Genomic DNA, 14704 nt, shown 5'->3' on the forward strand with positions numbered 1-14704 from the left:
GCCCGCCAGCGCCCTCAACCCGCCGGGTGGGCCTCTCCCTCAGCATGCCCGCTCGCGGCTGCTTCCGCCCCCATGCCCCCGTCCAGGCCCGCGTTGGGCTCCAGCTCGGACACCATCATCGATTCGATCGCTTCCATGAAGGCCCGCACCTTGCGCGGCTGCAGCCGCCGGTCCGGCAGCAGCGCGAACACGCGCAGCGGCGGCAGCGGGTAGTCCGGCAGCACGCGCACCAGCCGCCCTTGCGCAATCTCGGCCTCGCAATAAATGACCGACAGCCGGGCGATGCCAAGCCCCGCCAGCGCACCCTGCACGCGCAGTTCGGCGTTGTGGGTCTGCATGCGCGGACGGATCGGCACGGACACGGTCTGGCCGTCGCGGGTGAATTCCCAGACGGTGTCGCCGGGCGTGGTCAGCGTCGGCATATTGGCCAGGTCTTCCGGGCGCAGCTGCGCCGGCAGGCTGTCCGCCAGCGCCGGCGCGGCAAACAGGCCGCGTTCGACGTGGTAGATACGGCGCGCCACCGTGCCCGAGTCCGGCAGGTCGGTATCGACGACGACAAAGGCCACGTCAAACCCGTCGCGGATCGGGTCGACCAGGCCCTGGGTGATTTCCACGGCCACATCCAGCGCCGGGTGCGCCGCCAGCGTGCGGCAAATCACGCCGCCCAGCTGCTGGGCGCCGAACTCATAGGGTGTGGCGATGCGCAGCACGCCCTGTACGCGCTCTTCACGCGCCAGCGTTTCCTGGCGAATCTCGCGCAGGCGCGCAAACAAGGGGGCAACATCGCGGTAGACCGCCTTGCCCGCATCCGTGAGGCGCATGCGCCGCGTGGTGCGCTCCAGCAGCTTGGCGCCGATGGCGGTTTCCAGCCGCGCCACCGCGGCCGAGACTCGCGACTTGGGGCAGTCCAGCTGCTCCGCCGCGGCCGTGAACGTCCCCTGCTCGACCACGCAGCAGAACGCCTCCCAATCATTCCATTGGATTGTTTCGTTCACCGGACAATGTTTCCCTGACAAGCTGTAGTTCCCGACGGCAGGCCTACATTATGCTTGAGCGATGCAACAAACGCCTGTCCCAGCTGGACCGGACGCCTCAGCCCCCGCAGTTCCAGCAGCCCTAGCCCCCGCCGCCCCCACACCCCAGCGCCCGCGCATGCAGCTCGCCAGTCACCCGGAAATGGGTCACTGGCGTCTTTCATTGTTCGGCCTGACGCTCGGGCTGGTGACCGGCATCGACTTCTCTTCCACGCTGATGATGGGCGTGGCCAGCCAGCATATCCAGGGCGGCGTCGGTGCCGCGCCGGAAGATTATCTGTACGCGATCTCGGCCTACGCGGCCACCGCGGTGCTGATGAACATGGTGCTGGACCAGGTCGCGCGCCGCATCACCTACAAGCGCTTCACCATGGGGTCGCTGCTGGTATTTGTCCTGGGCTCGCTGATCTGCGCCGAGTTTGCCAGCCCCACCGGGCTGATCACCGGCAAGGCGGTGCAGGGGCTGGGTGCCGGCGGCCTGTTCGCGGCCTCGCGCATCCTGGTGCAGCTGGTGTCGACGCCGGCCGAGCGCGGCCCGCTGATGCTGCGCTTCGGCGGCGGCGCGTTCTCGATGCTGGCCATCACGCCCTGGCTGACCAGCATCTTCCTGGACGATATCGGCTGGCGCGCGGTGTTCCTGTTCCAGGCCGGCATTGCCCTGCCGGTGCTGCTGTCGGTGGCGCTGACCTACCCGACCCGCGCGCCGCGCGACCCGCATCCGCCGGTATCGACACTGGACTGGCCCGCCGCCATCGCCGCCGCGCTGGGCGCGCTGGTGTTCCTGCACACGCTGCAGGAGATGCGCTATACGCGCTTCTTCAGTTCGCTGGAAATGCCGCTGGCCGCGCTGTGCGGGCTGGCATTGTTCGCCTTCAGCGGCTGGCGGCTGTATCGCCATCCCGACCCGTGGATCGACTTCTCGCGCCTGGCCGGGCGCCAGTACCTGTACGGGCTGGGCTTCTACACGCTGTACTACCTGCTCTCGTCGGCCTGGTCGTTCCTGCTGCCGTCGCTCACGCAGACCGGCCTGGGGCTGACCTTCCGCACTACCTGCATGCTGCTGTCGACCAGCGGCACGGTGTCGACCATCGGCGCCGTCGTCATCACGCTGGGCATGGCGCTGGTGTTCCGCAAGCGGCGCGTGATCGCCATCGGCTTTGTCGTCTACGCCTGCGCGGCGATGCTGCTGTCGCACCAGTTGATGCCGGGCGCGCCGGACTACGCGCTGGTGCCGGTGGTGCTGCTTGAAGGGCTGACGCCGGTGCTGCTGATGGTGCAGGTGGCATCGATGACCTACCTGGAAGTGCCGGTCGAGGATTTCTCGCACGCCTACCAGTTCAAGAACGTGTGCAAGCAGATCGCCTCGGCGATGGGCACCGGCCTGGCCAGCGTGTTCATGCAGGACGGCCTGGCGCAGCACCGCACCCACCTGGTGGAGCACATCACGCGCTACAACCCGGTGCTGCAGGCGCCGGATGCGCTCTCGGCAACGAGTCTGGCCAAAATCTCGCTGGAAGTCGACCGGCAGGCCACGCTGCTGGCCGGCATGGACATGCTGCACGGCTTTGCCGTGTTGTGCGTGGTGGCAGCGGTGTTCGTGCTGGCGCAGCGCAGCTTCCGGTAAGGAACCCACGCCCCGGGCGCCAGGCCGCGCCCGGGGCCGGTACTGGCGCAATCCCGGCATTTCCTCTACCCTTTCGGCCTTTCCGTGCCAATCCGGCGAACCGCGCCGGGCTACGTAAATGGCCAGTCCCGCCGATTCCCGCCAGAACCCGCCGCAAGCACCGCAGACCGCCGCCGCCACGCCCGAAAAGCCGAGCGACAGCTATGTGCAGTCCTTTGCACGCGGGCTGTCGGTCATCCGGGCCTTCAACGCGCAGCACCCGGCCCAGACGCTGACCGAGATCGCCCAGGCTAGCGGCCTGACGCGCGCCGGCGCGCGCCGCATCCTGCTGACGCTGGTGGGGTTGGGCTACGTGCAGGCCGACGGCCGCCTGTTCCGGCTGACGCCCAAGATCCTGGACCTGGGCTTCGCCTACCTGACCTCGATGCCGTTCTGGAACCTGGCCGAGCCGATCATGGAGACGCTGTCGCAGCAGGTGCATGAAAGCTGCTCGATCTCGGTGCTGGACGGCACCGAGATCGTCTACGTGCTGCGCGTGCCGGCGCGCAAGATCATGACCATCAACCTGTCGATCGGCAGCCGCCTGCCGGCCTATTGCTCGTCGATGGGGCGGGTGCTGCTGGCCGGCCTGGCTGAGCCCGAACTCGACAGCGTGCTGCGCGCCACCGAAATGCGCGCGCGCACCGGCCGCACCGTCACCGACGTGGATGCGCTCAAGGCCATCGTCGCCGACATCCGCAAGCGCGGCTGGGCGCTCAACGACCAGGAGCTGGAAGAAGGGCTGGTGTCGCTGGCCGCGCCGATCCGCAACCGCGCCGGCCACACCATCGCCGCCATCAATATCAGCGGCCAGGCCAACCGCACCAGTGCGCAGGAGATGCTGGAGCGTTTCCTGCCGCCGCTGCTGGAAGCTTCGGAGAAGATTTCCGGGCTGGTCGGGCTGCGCACCTGAGCGCGGCCGCCGGGATCAGACTGCCGCGGGCAGCTCCACGCTGCCGAATTCGGCCGAGCGCGTGCCGTCCAGCGGCCGGTTGCTGGCCCCGAAATACGCAAACGCCACTGACAGCTTGACCGCGTTGGACGCATTGCGGCCAGCCGCATGGAACAGCCGGCTGTCGAAGAAGAGCACGTCGCCGCGGTGCAGCGCCAGCGGCTGCGCGGCATCCAGCAGGGGCTGGCTGGCCGGGTGGGCCTCGATCAGGAATTCGGCCGGGTCCAGCTGGCCCGGCTCCAGCTTCGCCTGGTGCGAACCCGGGATGACGCGCAGCACGCCGTTGCGCTCGTCCTCGTCGCCCAGCGCCAGCCACACTGTCACCAGTTCCGGCCGGGCAAACGACCAGTAGCGCGTATCGCGGTGCCAGCCGGTCTGGCTGCCGTAGTGCGGATGCTTGGTCATCACGCAGTTGTGGTGCGCCAGCGTGATGCGGGCGGGCTCGCCCAGCAGCGCCTGCACCACCGCCACCAGCTGCGGGTCGCTGGCCCAGCGGCAGAAGACCTCGTCGCGCCCGTAGGCCTGGCGCAGCCGCCTGACCGTGCCGCCGCCAGCGGCATCGCGCGCGGCCGGCGCGCCGGGATAGCCCAGGTCGGCCTCGAACTCCACCGGCGGCACCGCCGCCGCCAGGTGCTCACGCGTCACCGCCTCCAGCGCCGCGCACGCCGGCTCATCGGCAAAGCCGCGCAGGATCACGAAACCGTTGGCGTGGAAGGCCTGCACCAGGCGCGGCAGCGCGCCGGGATCGGCAGACAGGACGGAGGAAGGCAGGTCGGCGCAGGGGTCCAGCGAGGTCATTGCAGCAGGCGCGGCACAGGCAGCGGAAAGAGGAATGGGAAGGGCCGCGGTGGCCCGACAGGCTCATGATGCCAGAACCTGCGCGATCTGGCGCAGGCGCTGCACCATAACCATGCAGACAGCGCCGGGGCATCGTCTGTCTCCGTACGGAAACAGACGGTGCCGCGTGCCGCCCGCGCCGCTACAATGCGCTGGTCTTCACCCGATATTCCCCGCATCCACCCGCTTTTTCCACCTTTTGCGCCGAGGTCCAACGTGACAGCTCGCCCACGCATCGTCGCTTCGCTGTCCGAGGCCCAGGCCCAGCTGGGCCGCATCGTTCTTGGCAAGCCGCAACAGGTGCGGCTGGCGCTGGCCTGCATGCTGGCACGCGGCCACCTGCTGCTGGAAGACGTGCCCGGCGTCGGCAAGACCACGCTGGCCCATGCGCTGGCGCGCACGCTTGGGCTGCAATACCAGCGCGTGCAGTTCACCAGCGACCTGCTGCCGGCCGACCTGATCGGGGTTTCCGTCTTTGTCCGCGACGCTGGCGAGTTCCGCTTCCATCGCGGCCCGGTGTTCGCGCAGGTGGTGCTGGCCGACGAAATCAACCGCGCGCCGCCCAAGACCCAGAGCGCGCTGCTCGAGGCCATGGCCGAGGGGCAGGTGACCCATGACGGCACCACGCACGCGCTGCCGTCGCCGTTTTTCGTGATCGCCACGCAGAATCCGCTGGAGCAGATCGGCACGCATGCCTTGCCCGAATCGCAGCTGGACCGCTTCACCATGCGGCTGTCGCTCGGCTACCCCGACCCCGTCTTCGAGCGCGTGCTGTACCTGGGCGGCGCCAGCGCGCCGGAGCTGCCTCCGGTGATGGATGGCAGCCAGGTGCTGGCGCTGCAGGAGGCTGCCGCACAGGTGTACGCCAGCCCGGCGCTGGTGGACTACGTGCTGGCGCTGGTGCAGGCCACGCGCAGCCACGGCGGCTTTGCCGCGGGGCTGTCGCCGCGCGCGGGGCTGGCGCTGCTGGCCTGCGCGCGCGCCTGGGCCCTGCTGGCGCAGCGCAACATGGTGCTGCCGGAAGATGTGCAGGCGGTCTTCACCGCAGTGGCCACGCACCGGCTGCTGCCCGCCGGCGCGGGCGGCCATGCGGCCGTTGCCGGCGAGCTGGCCGCGCTGCAGGCCGGCGTGGCCATTCCCTGAAGGCCATGGCGGCGCGCAAGAGCGTGCTCCGCGGCGCGCCGGCCATGGCTCAGCGCCGCACGGCGGGCCGGCGCCCGGCCGGCGAAACCGGCGGCACGCTGCTGCTGGATCGCCGCCACCTCTATATCCTGCCCACCCGCGGCGGCCTCGGCTTTGCGGTCGTGCTGGCGGCGATGCTGCTGACTTCGCTGAACTACAACATCAGCCTGGGCTTTGCGCTGACCTTCCTGCTGGCCGGCATCGGCATGGCCTGCATGTGGCTGGCCTACCGCAACCTGCTCGACCTCGCCGTGGCCGCGGGCCCGGCGGCGCCGGCCTATGCCGGGCAGGATGCCGTGTTCCAGCTGCGCATCGACAACCGCGATGCCGACGCGCGCATCGGCATCGAGGCGCACGTGCCGACGCTGCCAAACGTGGCAATCGCCATGCTGATGCTCGAGGGCAGCGCCAGCGGCATGCTCGCCCTGTACGTGCCAACAGCGCGCCGGGGCCGGCTGGTGCTGCCGCGCGTGGCAATCGCCAGCCGCTTTCCGTTCGGGCTGTTCCGGGTCTGGAGCTATGCGGACCTGGACATGTCGACGCTGGTCTATCCTGCCCCGGAGCCCGATGCCCCGCCACCGCCTGCCGCATATCGGCCCGACGGTGGCGACGCCGTGCACACCACCGCCAGCGCGGCAAGCAGCGACGACGGCATCGACCAGCTGCGCCGCTACCGCAGCGGCGACCCGCTGCACCGCATCGCCTGGAAGCACAGCGCGCGCACCGGCCGCTGGCTCAGTCGCGCCGGCGATCCGCCGCAGCAGCCGGCGCGCTGGCTGGACTGGCACGCACTCCCGGCCGGCATGGAAGCGGAAGCGCGGCTGTCGCGCCTGTGCGCGTGGCTGCTGGCCGCCGGTGACGATGCCGAGATCGGCCTGCGCCTGCCCGGCGTTGAACTGCCGCCGGCGCGCGGCGCCAGCCACCGGCGCGCCTGCCTAGAAGCGCTGGCGTTATGGCCGCAACGGCCCGCGGCCTGCCGTGCCGGAGACCGGGTGTGAAACCCGTCGCGCGACCGCTGCAGCATGACGACCATGGACTGCTGCTGGGCCAGCTGGCGCTGGTGCTGGCGCCGCAGGCGCGCACGCTGCCGGTGGCGGTCAGCCTGCTGCTGGTGCTGCTGCTGGGCTGGCGCTGGCTGCTGTGGCGGAGGCGGGCGCCGCTGCCCTCGCGCTGGATGCTCGGCATCACGGCGGTCATGGTGCTGCTGGTGGCCAGCGCGCTGGTGTGGCAGGACGGCGGCGGCATGGGGCGCGAGCTCGCGGTGGCGCTGCTGGGCGCCTTTGTCATCCTCAAGCTGCTGGAATGCCGCGCGCTGTCGGACGCGACGCTGGTCACGCAGTTGTCGTTCTACCTGCTGCTGACGCTGTACCTGTCCGACCAGCCGTTCTGGCTGGCGCTGTACAGCCTGGCAATCGGCGCCTGGGTGCTGCGCAACTGGCTGCTGCTGCACCACCCCGAGGCGAGCAGCCGGCTGGCGATCTGGCCGCTGCTGGGACGCATGGCGCTGCTGGGCCTGCCCTGGGCGCTGGCGCTGTTCGTGCTGTTCCCCCGGCTGGAGCACCCGCTGTGGCAACTGCCGCAATCGGCGCCGCGCGGCACCACCGGCATCAGCGACACCATGCGGCCGGGCAGCGTCGGGCAGCTGATCCGCTCGCCGGAAGTCGCCCTGCGTGCCGAGGTCGCCGGCCCGCCGCTGCCCTCCGCAGCGCTGTACTGGCGTGCGCTGGTGCTGTGGGAATACGACGGCACCACCTGGCACCCGTCGCGACAGCGCCGGCAGCAACTGGCGCCCGCGCCCGCCGCCGGCAACACGGAAGGCATCGACATCAGCATCACGCTCGAGCCCAGCCAGCAGCGCTGGCTGTTCGCGCTGGACCGCGGCCAGGCCCTGTCCGCCGGCGTGGACGCCGCCGCCACGCCCGACGGCGAATTCATGGTGCGCGGGCCGGTGGACCAGCGCATCCGCTACCGCACGCATTCCACGCTGTCCCCCGCGCCCGAAGCGCTGACAGCCGCCACGCGCCGGCTGGCCCTGAGCCTGCCCGACGGCAATCCGCGCGCCCGCGCGCTGGCCGCCCAATGGGCCGACCGCCATGCCGATCCCGCCGCGCGCGTGCAGGCCGCACTGCGGCTGTTCGCGGCGGCGCCCTTCGCCTATACGCTGAGCCCGCCGCCGCTGGGCAGCGAACAGGTCGACAGCTTTTTGCTCGACACCCGGCGCGGCTTCTGCGAGCACTACGCCAGCAGCTTCGTCTTCCTGATGCGCGCTGCCGGCGTGCCCGCGCGCGTGGTCACGGGGTATCAGGGTGGCGAGTACAACCCCATCGGCAACCACTACGTGGTGCGCCAGTCCGATGCGCATGCCTGGGCCGAGGTCTGGCTGGACGGCCGCGGCTGGGTGCGCGTGGACCCGACAGGCGCCGTCGCGCCGAGCCGCATCGAGCAGGGACTGGATGCGGTGGTGGGCAGCGAAGCCGCCGACTGGCGGCCGTCGCAGCAACCGGCATGGCTGAAGGACCTGCGCTGGGCCTATGAAGGCGTCGTCTACACCTGGCAGCGCTGGGTGCTGCAGTACGACCATGCGCAGCAGCAGCGGCTGCTGCTGGCACTCGGCGCCGGCGTGGGCGCCGGGCAGTTGCTGGCCGGCGTGCTGGGCGCACTGTGCCTGCTGGCACTGGTGCCGCTGTGGCGGCGCCGCGGGCCGGCAGACCCGGTCGATGCGGCCTATGCCCGCTTCTGTGCCCTGCTGGCCCGCCACGGCTGCGAGCGCGCCCAGGCCGAAGGACCGCAAGACTTCGCCGCGCGCGCCAGCGCACGGCTGCCGCGCGCGGCCGACGCAATCGCTGCCGTCAGCGCCGCCTATGTCGGCTTGCGCTACGGCAACCTGCCGGCCGCGCGCCATGCGCAGGCGCTGGCAGCGATGCGGGCAGGCATTCGCCAGATCGCCGCGGCGTTGCGGCATTAGGCCCCCGCCAGCCAGATCGGCCGGCACGCCCCGACAGAATTAGCTTCGTTTGATATAATTTCATCTGTAACTATATCGAATGCAACCGATCCGCCGCTCGCGTGGATCGCAACGCCTCCCGCCATGTCTTTCGAACAACGCATCGACCGCTTCTGCGCCAGCCATCCCGAGGCCCCGCGCGACCTGATCCTGGCCTCCAGGCTGCTGCTGCGCACCGCGCGCCTGCTGCGCGGCCATATCGACCAGGCGCTGGCCCCGTTCGAACTGGACATGAGCCAGTACCTGCTCCTGAGCATGCTTGCCGTCGACGACAACCAGCCCAGCATGCCGTCCGAGCTGGGCACCACGCTGGACGCCACGCGCACGCAGATGACGCGGCTGCTGGACGGCCTGGAAGCGCGCGGGCTGCTGCGCCGGCGGGCGTCGGCCAGCGACCGGCGCAGCCTGGAGCTGACCCTGACCCCGGCCGGCCGCCGGCTGCTGGAGCGCGCCGCGCCGGCGGTGCATGCCGCCTACGGCGAGGCCTGGGCGCCGCTCGGCGCAGGCGGCCTGGCCAGCGCCACGCGTGCACTGACCCAATTGCACCAGACCCTGGAGGGGCTCCAGCCATGAATCCCGGCTCACCCTGGCAGCCGCTGTGGCGATTGCGCGTCAGCATGCGGTGGCTGCGCTGGCTGAGCCACCGGCAGCGCCAGATCCTGCTGATGATGCTGCTGGCGCTGGCCACCGGCGTGGAGTTCCTCGAGAACATCATGTTCGTGTTTGCCTCCAGCCATATCGTCGGCGGCCTCGACGCCGACCCGCGCAGCTTTGCGCTGGTGCAGGCGGCCTACGCGGTGGGCAGCATGCTGATGATCCTGAAGCAGCAATGGCTGTCGCGCCGGTTCGGCTACCGCTACTACCTGACGGGGGCGCTGCTGCTGTTCATGGCGGGCACGGTCGTGGCCGCGACCAGCCATGCGCTGCCGCAGATGGTGGTGGCGCGCTTTATCCAGGGCGTGGGCGGCGGCGCGCTGTTCACCAGCTGCCGCATCCTGGTCAACGTGCTGTTCGGGCCGACGGCACGCCCGCGCGCCACCCGCATTTTCATGATCGGCATCTTCTCGGCGTCGGCGCTGGGTCCGGCCTTCGCCGCCGAGCTGATCGACCATGGCGTATGGCAGGACGTGTTCTACGGCGTGCTGCCGTTCGCCGCGCTGGCCACGCTGGGTGCCTGGCTGCTGCTGCCGGATGCGGAGCCGCGCGCCGATACCAGCGGCCCCGCGCTCGGGCCGCTGCTGCTGTTCGGCGCCGCCATCGTGACCTTGCAGACGGCGCTGACCGAGGCGCGCTTCGACGTGTTCTCGCACCCGCTGCGGCTCGCGCTGGTGGCTGCCGCGGGCCTGGCGCTGCTGGCCGTGTTCCTGTGGCACCAGTGGCACCACCGCGATCCGGTGCTGCACCTGCGCGCACTGCGCCACCCGGTGTACCTGACCGGCTTGGCGATGTACTTCGTGTACTACATGATCAGCAACCTGAGCGGCTACCTGTTCCCGATCTACGCCGAGCAGGCACTGAAGATCCCGCTGGCCACAACCGGCTGGCTCAACACCTTTGCCGCGCTGGTCAGCCTGGCCGGCATCTTCGTCTACCTGCAGGTGGCGCCGCGCCTGACGCGCAAGAAGCCGCTGATGGTCGCCGGCCTGGTGCTGATAGCCGCCACGGCATGGTGGTTCTCGCAGATGCCGCCCGACGCCGGCCCGCCGGCGCTGGCATGGGGGCTGGTCGGCAAGGGGCTGTTCGGCGTGCTGGTGATCATCCCCATTGCCGGGCTGACGTTCCGGGCGCTGAGTCCCGATGAATTCGCCCATGGCTACCGCAGCAAGAACCTGATGCGGCAGGTCGCCAGCTCGTTTGCCTCGGCGCTGGGTGCGGTGCTGCTGCAGAACCGCCAGTTCGCGGTGCACGACAGCCTGCTGCACGCGGTGGGCCAGCGCCCCGCCGAGACCGAACACTGGATGGCTGCCATGCAGGCAGCATTGGCCGCGCGCGGCTTCGATGCGGCGCAGGCCCACCTGGGCGCGCTCGCACAACTAAACGGGCTGATCGAGCAGCAGGCCAGGCTGATTGCCTGCGAGGATATCTATCGGCTGATTGCGGTGCTGGCGCTGGGTGCGGCGGCGTACATGCTGCTGCAGCGGCGGCTGGCCTGAAGCCCGCGCGAGCGGCTATGCGCAAGCCGTGCGACGACTGGAACTACTGCGGGACAGACGCGGAATTCGGGGAGAAGCGAAGGCACCGCGCACGAGGCGATGGCGCGGACGGGTCGCAGTGCCGGCGGATGCGGCACCGGCGAAGTACCTGCTCAGAACAGCGACAGCTGGCGCATGCCGAAACCGATGGTCTCTTCCACGCGCGCACGGGCGTGGGCCAGCGAGCCTTCTGCGCCAGAGTAATTGCCGGCGGCCCAGTGGTAGACCACGGGGATGTCGCCGCGCTCCGACAGGCGCACTTCGCCAAGCTTGTCGCCGCGTTCGTTGCGGTAGAAGTGTGAGCGGTAGCCGCGCTCCCAGTGGGGGGCGACAACCTTCTTGCGCCGCCGGGGCTTCGGCGCGGAGCCGGCGGTGGACGTCGTGGACGTCAGTCGCCGCGCTCTATCGGTACCCGGCGTGATGGCGCGGGTGAAATCCAACTGCATAGACTTCCTCTTTGTCGATTCAGCAGAACCAGGGTCGGCGGGGGCTGCCGCCGCATGCTTCGTGCATCGCAGTCGAGATAATACCTGCTGGCGCGCTTTCTGTAAGCAGTTCGTTGCGCTGAATCCCGCCTCCGGCAAGGCTTAGCGGGCCGTATACCCTCTTCGTATACGTGTCGGTATACGTCGGGGTATACGTCCCGCGCGGGCAGCAAAGCCTTGCCAGTTAACGGCTTGCGGGCAGTCTGGCGTGCCCGCGGCAATCAGCCCAGGTCGAGCGGAATGAAGATGCGCGCATCGTCGCGCTGCACCAGCAGTGCCACCTGCTTGCCCGATTTCGATACCAGCGACCTGAGCTGCTCGGCCGAGCTGATGGGCGTGCCGTTGAGCGACAGGATCACGTCGCCCGGCTGGATGCCGACGCGCGCGGCGGGACCGGCCACGTCCTCGACCACCAGGCCGCCGTCGATGCCGCTGTCACGCTTCTCCGCGGGCGTAAGCGGGCGCACCGCCAGCCCCAGCCGGCCACCGGCCTCGCTGCCGCCGCCCTTCTGTGCGACGGCCCGGTCCTTGGCCGTGCCCACCGTCACCGACAGCGTCATCGGCTGGCCCTTGCGGATGATCTTCAGCGAGGTCTGCGTGCCCGGCTTGATATCGGCCACGTGCTCGGGCAGGTCGCCCGAATGGTCGATCACGTCATTGTCCAGCTGCACGATGACGTCGCCGGGCTTCAGGCCAGCGCGCGCGGCCGGGCTGTCGGGCTCGACCGAGTTGACCAGCGCACCGGTAGGCTTGGGCAGCCCGAACGATTGCGCCAGCGCCTGGTTCACCTCCTGCACGCTGATGCCGAGGCGCCCGCGCGTGACCTTGCCATGCGCCACCAGCTGCTGCTGCACCTTAGTGGCCACGTCGATCGGGATCGCAAACGACAGGCCCTGGTAACCGCCGGTCTGGCTGTAGATCTGCGCGTTGATGCCGACCACCTCGCCGCGCTGGTTGAACAGCGGCCCGCCCGAGTTGCCGGGATTGACGGCAACATCGGTCTGGATGAACGGCACATAGGTATCGTCCGGCAGCGAGCGCGACTTGGCGCTGACGATGCCCGCGGTCACGGTATTCTCGAAGCCATATGGAGAACCGATCGCCAGCACCGGCTCGCCCACGCGCACCCGCGAAGGATCGCCCAGGCGCACGGTCGGCAGGTTCCTGGCGTCGATGCGGATCACGGCCACATCGGTCTGCGGATCACTGCCGAGCACCTTGGCCTTGAACTCGCGGCGGTCGGTCAGCTTGACGGTGACCTCCTGCGCGCCGTCGACGACGTGCGCATTGGTCAGGATCAGCCCGTCCGGGCTCACGATAAAGCCCGAGCCCAGTCCGCGCACCAGTTGCTGCTGGCCGCCCTGCGGACCCTGGAACTGAGGCCCGAAACGCTTGAAGAACTGGAACAGCGGATCGTCCGGATCGATGCCCGGCGGCATCTGCGCCGCGGTGCGCTGGGCGCGCGCGGTGACGCTGATATTGACCACGGCAGGCCCGTACTGTGCCACGATGCCGGAGAAATCCGTCGGCGTGGCCACGGCGGCCGCCGGCTGCGCAGGCGCGACGGCTGGCGCAGGTGCCGCGTACCCCGGCGTGATGACTTCCTTCTGCAGATAGGCATAGCCGCCGCCAAGGGCGGCAAGGGCCGCGATACCAACGGCCGTGCGAGCAATGGTCTGGCGCATCATGTGTGGTTCCTTTCCTTGTGCATCAGGCGTCGGCACTTTGCGACGCGACACGGTCATGCTAGCGACCCAGACTTAAAACAGACTTAAGGTTCAGCACTGGCCATGCACGGGCGTATCGAGCACATTTTGGAAAAGTGTAAATTTACATTGCGCCCAATTTAATTGTGTTTAATATATCACCATGGAACGCGACAACGACCCCTCCCCAAACTGGCTGCTGCTGGATCGCCAACTGTGCTTTGCGCTGTATTCGAGCTCACTGGCCATGACCAAGTTGTACAAGCCGCTCTTAAGTGAGCTTGGACTTACTTATCCGCAATATTTGGTGATGCTGGTGTTGTGGGAGACGGAAACGCTGACGGTCTCAGAACTCGGCGCCCGGCTGGCACTGGACTCGGGGACGCTGACGCCGCTGTTGAAGCGGCTGGAAACGGCGCAGCTGGTCACGCGCACACGTGACGCAGCCGACGAACGGCGGGTGCTGGTCAGCCTGACCGACTCCGGCCGTGCGTTGCGCCAGCGTGCCGAGCATATTCCTGAACAGATGTTGTGCGCCACGCAGTGCCCGGTCGAAGAGATCCAGGCCCTGACGCAGCGCCTGCATGCACTGCGGTCGTCGCTTGAACAAGCGCGGACCGATTCCAGCCTGCCGGACTGACGGCAAGCATTGATACGCCCTCTCGGGCAACAAACCGGAGCCTTAGATGAAACTCGAAAAAGTCGTTTATACCGCCCATGCCACCGCCACCGGCGGCCGTGACGGCCGTGCCACCACGTCCGATGGCCAGCTCGACGCCAAACTGGCCGTGCCCAAGGAAATGGGTGGCGCCGGTAACGGCCTGAATCCGGAACAGCTCTTTGCTGCCGGCTATTCGGCTTGTTTCCTGGGCGCCATGCGCTACGTTGCCGGCCAGCAGAAGATCGCCGTGCCCGCCGATGCCACCATCGAGGGCGCCGTCGGCATCGGCCCGATCCCGCAAGGCTTCGGCATCCAGGTCGAACTGAAGATCTCGCTGCCGGGCTTCGAGCGCGAGGCTGCCGAAAAGCTGGTCGAACAGGCGCACCAGGTGTGCCCGTACTCGAACGCAACGCGCGGCAATATCGATGTGACGCTGACTGTGGTCTGATCCTGCAGGCATGGAAAAGGCCGGTATCGCGAAGGCGATACCGGCCTTTTTGTTTGATCGCCCTGCCGTCTACTGAGCCGGCTCGGCTGCCGGCAATTGGGCGCAAAATGCGCGCTTCTGCGTCGAACTCAAGCGCTTGATCTCGATTTCCGCCTTCAACGCTTCGGACTTCGTCTCGAAGCGCAACTGGCCCAGGACGCGTATGGGCTTGCGCGATCGCGTGTATTTGGCGCCTTTTCCGGACAGATGCTCGGCGAAGCGGCGGGCAACATCGGTCGTGATTCCGGTGTAGATGGAATCACCGGTGCATTCGAGCAGATAGAGATACCAGGCGCTGTCAGCCGACATGGATGGGTAATGGGGGATTCAGCGAGGGATTTCAGCGGTAATGGTATTACGCCGGTGCGGCGGCGGCGAGTCATTGCATTTTCGCCGCGCCAAAGCAAAAACCCCCAGCCTTTTGGGGCTGGGGGTTCTGCGGTATAAGAGCCTGGCGATGACCTACTTTCACACGGGTATCCGCACTATCATCGGCGCGGA

At 68.8% G+C, this 14704-nt stretch carries 14 protein-coding genes; 9 read left to right on the forward strand and 5 right to left on the reverse strand.

Annotated elements, in window-relative coordinates; translation table 11 throughout:
- Window positions 1-14: 14 nt before the first annotated feature.
- Window positions 15-995, reverse strand: coding sequence for a LysR family transcriptional regulator (locus AC1Q7H_RS07915; RefSeq protein ID WP_013951868.1), 981 nt, complete (start codon window positions 993-995; stop codon window positions 15-17).
- Window positions 996-1056: 61 nt separating this feature from the next.
- On the opposite strand from AC1Q7H_RS07915, the gene AC1Q7H_RS07920 reads away from it, so the two are divergent.
- Together AC1Q7H_RS07920 and AC1Q7H_RS07925 are read left to right on the forward strand one after the other, a co-directional pair.
- The gene (locus AC1Q7H_RS07920; protein ID WP_013951867.1) at window positions 1057-2658 is read left to right on the forward strand and encodes an MFS transporter; all 1602 of its coding nucleotides are present in this window, start codon (window positions 1057-1059) and stop codon (window positions 2656-2658) included.
- A gap of 118 nt (window positions 2659-2776) precedes the next feature.
- A complete protein-coding gene (locus AC1Q7H_RS07925; protein ID WP_211979543.1) occupies window positions 2777-3610 on the forward strand; it encodes an IclR family transcriptional regulator in 834 nt (277 codons plus the stop codon).
- Between the two features lie 15 nt (window positions 3611-3625).
- Here the strand turns inward: AC1Q7H_RS07925 and AC1Q7H_RS07930 are convergent, their stop codons facing one another.
- Window positions 3626-4447, reverse strand: a complete 822-nt coding sequence (locus AC1Q7H_RS07930; protein WP_492381100.1) for a phytanoyl-CoA dioxygenase family protein — start codon at window positions 4445-4447, stop codon at window positions 3626-3628.
- 255 nt (window positions 4448-4702) lie between these two features.
- Here AC1Q7H_RS07930 and AC1Q7H_RS07935 point away from each other — a divergent pair, with 255 nt between their 5' ends.
- From AC1Q7H_RS07935 to AC1Q7H_RS07955, 5 genes are all read left to right on the forward strand, one after another.
- Window positions 4703-5629, forward strand: a complete 927-nt coding sequence (locus AC1Q7H_RS07935) for an AAA family ATPase (protein ID WP_013951864.1) — start codon at window positions 4703-4705, stop codon at window positions 5627-5629.
- A 5-nt stretch (window positions 5630-5634) separates the two neighbouring features.
- Complete coding sequence (locus tag AC1Q7H_RS07940; RefSeq protein WP_211979541.1) at window positions 5635-6666, forward strand: DUF58 domain-containing protein; 1032 nt, start codon at window positions 5635-5637, stop codon at window positions 6664-6666.
- On the forward strand, window positions 6663-8633 hold the full coding sequence (locus AC1Q7H_RS07945) for a transglutaminase TgpA family protein (protein ID WP_492381101.1): 1971 nt from the start codon (window positions 6663-6665) through the stop codon (window positions 8631-8633). Before AC1Q7H_RS07940 ends, AC1Q7H_RS07945 begins: the two co-directional genes overlap by 4 nt.
- Before the next feature lie 123 nt (window positions 8634-8756).
- Complete coding sequence (locus AC1Q7H_RS07950; protein ID WP_013951861.1) at window positions 8757-9245, forward strand: MarR family winged helix-turn-helix transcriptional regulator; 489 nt, start codon at window positions 8757-8759, stop codon at window positions 9243-9245.
- Window positions 9242-10825 carry an MFS transporter gene (locus AC1Q7H_RS07955; RefSeq protein ID WP_211979539.1) on the forward strand — a complete coding sequence of 528 codons (1584 nt, stop codon included), beginning with the start codon at window positions 9242-9244 and terminating at the stop codon, window positions 10823-10825. Before AC1Q7H_RS07950 ends, AC1Q7H_RS07955 begins: the two co-directional genes overlap by 4 nt.
- Window positions 10826-10977: 152 nt before the next feature.
- Here the strand turns inward: AC1Q7H_RS07955 and AC1Q7H_RS07960 are convergent, their stop codons facing one another.
- Window positions 10978-11310 carry a hypothetical protein gene (locus AC1Q7H_RS07960; RefSeq protein WP_010809792.1) on the reverse strand — a complete coding sequence of 111 codons (333 nt, stop codon included), beginning with the start codon at window positions 11308-11310 and terminating at the stop codon, window positions 10978-10980.
- A gap of 260 nt (window positions 11311-11570) precedes the next feature.
- Window positions 11571-13037 (reverse strand): DegQ family serine endoprotease, encoded by a 1467-nt coding sequence (locus tag AC1Q7H_RS07965; protein ID WP_211979538.1) that lies wholly within the window; start codon window positions 13035-13037, stop codon window positions 11571-11573.
- A gap of 181 nt (window positions 13038-13218) precedes the next feature.
- Between AC1Q7H_RS07965 and AC1Q7H_RS07970 the strand changes: the two genes are divergently transcribed.
- Together AC1Q7H_RS07970 and AC1Q7H_RS07975 are read left to right on the forward strand one after the other, a co-directional pair.
- The gene (locus AC1Q7H_RS07970) at window positions 13219-13695 is read left to right on the forward strand and encodes a MarR family winged helix-turn-helix transcriptional regulator (RefSeq protein WP_492381102.1); all 477 of its coding nucleotides are present in this window, start codon (window positions 13219-13221) and stop codon (window positions 13693-13695) included.
- 46 nt (window positions 13696-13741) lie between these two features.
- Window positions 13742-14164 (forward strand): organic hydroperoxide resistance protein, encoded by a 423-nt coding sequence (locus AC1Q7H_RS07975; RefSeq protein WP_013951857.1) that lies wholly within the window; start codon window positions 13742-13744, stop codon window positions 14162-14164.
- Window positions 14165-14233: 69 nt separating this feature from the next.
- Here AC1Q7H_RS07975 and AC1Q7H_RS07980 read toward each other — a convergent pair whose 3' ends face one another.
- Window positions 14234-14512 (reverse strand): GIY-YIG nuclease family protein, encoded by a 279-nt coding sequence (locus tag AC1Q7H_RS07980; RefSeq protein WP_013951856.1) that lies wholly within the window; start codon window positions 14510-14512, stop codon window positions 14234-14236.
- Window positions 14513-14704: the final 192 nt, after the last annotated feature.

It is taken from the genome of Cupriavidus sp. GW823-FHT06D04 (genome assembly GCF_058795055.1).

Coding starts and splice junctions, on each gene's coding strand:
- AC1Q7H_RS07920 (WP_013951867.1), top strand. CDS start 1,057: ATGCAACAAACGCCTGTCCCAGCTGGACCGGACGCCTCAGCCCCCGCA.
- AC1Q7H_RS07925 (WP_211979543.1), top strand. CDS start 2,777: ATGGCCAGTCCCGCCGATTCCCGCCAGAACCCGCCGCAAGCACCGCAG.
- AC1Q7H_RS07930 (WP_492381100.1), bottom strand. CDS start 4,447: ATGACCTCGCTGGACCCCTGCGCCGACCTGCCTTCCTCCGTCCTGTCT.
- AC1Q7H_RS07940 (WP_211979541.1), top strand. CDS start 5,635: ATGGCGGCGCGCAAGAGCGTGCTCCGCGGCGCGCCGGCCATGGCTCAG.
- AC1Q7H_RS07950 (WP_013951861.1), top strand. CDS start 8,757: ATGTCTTTCGAACAACGCATCGACCGCTTCTGCGCCAGCCATCCCGAG.
- AC1Q7H_RS07955 (WP_211979539.1), top strand. CDS start 9,242: ATGAATCCCGGCTCACCCTGGCAGCCGCTGTGGCGATTGCGCGTCAGC.
- AC1Q7H_RS07960 (WP_010809792.1), bottom strand. CDS start 11,310: ATGCAGTTGGATTTCACCCGCGCCATCACGCCGGGTACCGATAGAGCG.
- AC1Q7H_RS07965 (WP_211979538.1), bottom strand. CDS start 13,037: ATGATGCGCCAGACCATTGCTCGCACGGCCGTTGGTATCGCGGCCCTT.
- AC1Q7H_RS07970 (WP_492381102.1), top strand. CDS start 13,219: ATGGAACGCGACAACGACCCCTCCCCAAACTGGCTGCTGCTGGATCGC.
- AC1Q7H_RS07975 (WP_013951857.1), top strand. CDS start 13,742: ATGAAACTCGAAAAAGTCGTTTATACCGCCCATGCCACCGCCACCGGC.
- AC1Q7H_RS07980 (WP_013951856.1), bottom strand. CDS start 14,512: ATGTCGGCTGACAGCGCCTGGTATCTCTATCTGCTCGAATGCACCGGT.